The sequence below is a fragment of the Paenibacillus antarcticus genome (assembly GCF_001637225.1).
GTDB lineage: Bacteria > Bacillota > Bacilli > Paenibacillales > Paenibacillaceae > Paenibacillus_AQ > Paenibacillus_AQ antarcticus.
In genome coordinates this window covers 1-3,561 of the sequence record NZ_LVJI01000052.1, presented here as the reverse complement: position 1 = coordinate 3,561, position 3,561 = coordinate 1, and the positions used below count along the sequence as shown (strand labels likewise).

At 39.0% G+C, this 3,561-nt stretch carries 3 protein-coding genes and 1 pseudogene; 1 reads left to right on the top strand and 3 read right to left on the bottom strand.

The features are described from left to right. A pseudogene (locus tag PBAT_RS25710) lies at positions 1-248 on the top strand (CotH kinase family protein); the annotation flags it as partial. A 114-nt stretch (positions 249-362) separates the two neighbouring features. On the opposite strand, the gene PBAT_RS22425 reads toward PBAT_RS25710, so the two are convergent. From PBAT_RS22425 to PBAT_RS22415, 3 genes are all read right to left on the bottom strand, one after another. Continuing rightward, complete coding sequence (locus tag PBAT_RS22425; RefSeq protein ID WP_068650980.1) at positions 363-1,109, bottom strand: alpha/beta fold hydrolase; 747 nt, start codon at positions 1,107-1,109, stop codon at positions 363-365. Between the two features lie 5 nt (positions 1,110-1,114). Continuing rightward, positions 1,115-1,783 carry an HAD family hydrolase gene (locus PBAT_RS22420; protein ID WP_068651224.1) on the bottom strand — a complete coding sequence of 223 codons (669 nt, stop codon included), beginning with the start codon at positions 1,781-1,783 and terminating at the stop codon, positions 1,115-1,117. Positions 1,784-1,847: 64 nt separating this feature from the next. Then, positions 1,848-3,392, bottom strand: a complete 1,545-nt coding sequence (locus PBAT_RS22415) for a sensor domain-containing diguanylate cyclase (protein WP_188017003.1) — start codon at positions 3,390-3,392, stop codon at positions 1,848-1,850. Positions 3,393-3,561 lie beyond the last annotated feature (169 nt).

Below are 3,561 nucleotides of genomic sequence, written 5' to 3'. Positions count from 1 at the left end.
CTCCAACTGCTCCTGCTGATGGACAGAATTTCGAAGGTGGTGGCTTTCCTGGAGGCCAAATGGGAGGCGATAGACCCGATGGTATGGGTGGTGGTCGCGGTGGAATGGTTGGCGGTATGGGCGGTTTCGGTGAGCAAAGTGCTCAACCAAAAGGCACTGTAAAAGAAGCACTCACAGTCGGCATTACACTAGTTCTCCTACTCCTTTCCGGTTTGTTCATTACCTTCTATAAACGGAAAAGACTTTAAATTCTAGACATAACAAGAATAAGCCAGTATGGATGATTGTTACTATCATTCCGTACTAGCTTATTCTTGTCTTATTAAAGATACTTCATCTGATTCTTCCAAGCTGACTATATCTCATCTTATCCAAGCTTCTATCATATGGTTAAATAGCGCCGGATTTGCTAATGATATTCCATGGCCAATATTGGGAACAATTTCTCTTTCACAATATTCACTACTGCTACTAATAACATTAGAAGATTTCAATATCTGTTTCTTTTCCTTAGCTCCTACTAGAACTAAGACCTTTGTTTTACCCTGATTGAACCCTTGAGGTAAGCAATACGACATATTTTCATTAAGAATAGTAAGGAGCGAATCCATACTTATTAGCGCAGATTCCTGATAATATAGTTCGAAATATTCATCTCCGATATATAATTCCTTAGCTTGTAACCTTGAAAAGAATCTATTTTTTGTTAATGGCATGAAAATGCGAACTAACGGTTTCGTGATCCAACGAGTGAATTTCATAGGTGTCACAAGCCCGCTAATTATAATCGCACGATCCATACGGATGCCATTCATGCTTAACATCTCTAACGCTATTTGCGCACCTAAAGAAAAACCAATGATTGTAATAGACTGTCCGTAATCTCTATCTCTGATGACTTCAGCGATATCTTGGGCCGCATCATGTATCGTTGTAAACTCCTTATCATGACTTTTACCGTGACTGGGCAAATCAGGCACTACTACGTAGTAATGTTCTTTGAAATATTCCACCTGCTTATCCCACATCCAACCACTCACGCCAGCTCCATGTATAAATACAAGCATTGGACCCATCTTGTTCCCAGATTCATTCACAAAAAGCGTCATCTCTACTAACTCCTACTATTAAATGTATGGTGAATGAGTTGTACAAAATCCACATCAGAAAGACTTTTCACTCTATGAAACACTGAATCGAATTCCATGAAACCTGTTATTTCGTTAGGAGTAACCACGCAATGCATGCCTGCAGAGGCTGCAGCCCTTGCTCCATGTAGTGAATCTTCTATGGCTATCGCTTCATCCGCTTTAACTTCAAGACAAGCTAACGTCTGTATGTATAGTTCAGGATCTGGCTTTACATTGGTTACATGATCAGACGTACGAATACACTCGAAATAATGTCGAATATTCAATTGATCTAAATATTTCCCTACCCATTTCATGGATGAGCTTGATGCCAATCCGATTCTAAGGCCAGCATCCTTGGCTGCTTCAAGATATTCTAATACACCCGGACGAACCTTCTCAAGTTCCATAAGCTTAGTATGCCGAAGATCCACAGAACGACGGAAGGATTCTCGGTCGATGGGAAGCTTCTTCTCTGTAATTAAATATTCATACGGATTAAAACCAGCGAGGCTCGTACCAATACACTCGGAATACAATTCAAGTGTCAGGTCAACACCATATTCCATATAAGCCTCTTTAAAAGCTATGTACCATGCCGTTTCAGTATCAATAATCGTACCGTCAAAATCGAAGATCAGTGCTTTAATCATAGATATAATCGCTCCCTTTACATTCAAACTCAATTCTCTTCAACAAAAACGAATATCCTCATGCTCAATCTTCGTAGATATTCGTCCTGTTCCTACCTTCTTTTTTTGATTGATATAGCGCTCGGTCTGCGAACTCTATCACCTTTTCCGGCCCACCTGACAAGGGATCAGATAAAGCTACTCCAATCGATATCGTAATCCCCTTATCTTCATTAGGACATTCCGATTTAGCTATCTTTTTACGTAAAAGTTCGGCCATATCAAGTACAGACTGTCTTTCAGCGAATTTGACTAAGATTCCGAATTCTTCTCCTCCATAACGAAAACATACATCCCGTGGAGTAGCCACGAGCCTTAGTTGAGAAGCAACGAACTTTAACACCTCGTCTCCTCTTGCATGCCCATAGGTATCATTAATTTGTTTAAAATGGTCCATGTCTATCAAAATTAGAGCAAATGGTATTTTCTCTTCATACCATTCTTGTATGTTTAAATCGAATGTTTTTCGATTAGATAGACCCGTTAATCCATCAATTTGAATTTCCTCATTTAATAAATTCAAATATTTCCCCATACTTTTATGTAGCTGATTCACCTCATAGATCACAGAAGATATCTTAGGTAAAGACGGCGGATTGGCTTTTTTAGAGTCAAACGCCTCTTCTGAGAACTGTGCCAGTCTGTATAGCGGTGTGGAGATATAATAAGAAACACGTGCTGCAACAATTAATATAATAAGAAACAAAGGAATATCCTTGATCAACAAACTGATTAACATATCTCGCAATGGCTTATCCAAGATCGCGGTAGGTGTTTGAGACACGATGACCCATTCACTAATAGGTTCATATGCAAATCCTGCAAAAAATGATTTTCCCTTTGAATTAACGACATTTTGAGAACCACTTTGTCCCGACAATCCTCTTTCAATCACTTCATTATTCTGCACAATCTCATTAACGCGTTCAATTATAGGATGATAAATGAGTCGTCCTTGCTGATCTGACACATACACATAGGATCCATTCCCGTAGAAATGTTCCATTAACAACTTACTTAATGCATTATCCTCTTGGAGGTATAATGTCCCCCCAGCAAAACCTATGTAGGTTCCTCTATCATTATATATTGGAGCAGAGACCATGAGAATAAGACGACCTGATACAGCTACGTAGGGCTCAGAAATCATCGGTATCCTTGCTAAAGAAGCTTGAAGAGATGCATCCGATGTTAGCAGTGTTCCCACATCAACGCCCGTATCTCCCGGATTTATAAACTGAACTTCACGTTTTGAGTTGGATATAATGATAGAGTTGAAATACTGATCATTACCCCTATATACAATATCTAGGTCCTTCTGTGAGAAAGACTCTTGTCCGGCGATCTCTGCAATGTACGAAATATTATTCTGCATCACATTCAATAAGTCGCTAGTATTAGAGGATAACTTTTGAGCATAGTGATAGTTATTTTCAAGATAGCTGGAAGACAAAGAATTAGCGTTATTACTATACGCCATATAACCACCTAGTACAGCAGTTATTAGTACAGATCCTATCACTAACATGCCAAGAATAGTACGAAGCTTAAATCCTTTATGTTTTCTCACGGAGTGACCTCTTTCATTGACTTAAGTACAACTTATATACTATATGATATCTGTATGAAAACAAATATACTTTTCTAACTATTGAGTTGGCCCTTCAGTTGTGCATCATATAGGCTGTTGTAAAACCCCTGCTCTACAAGAAGTTCCTCATGAGTCCCCTGTTCAAGGA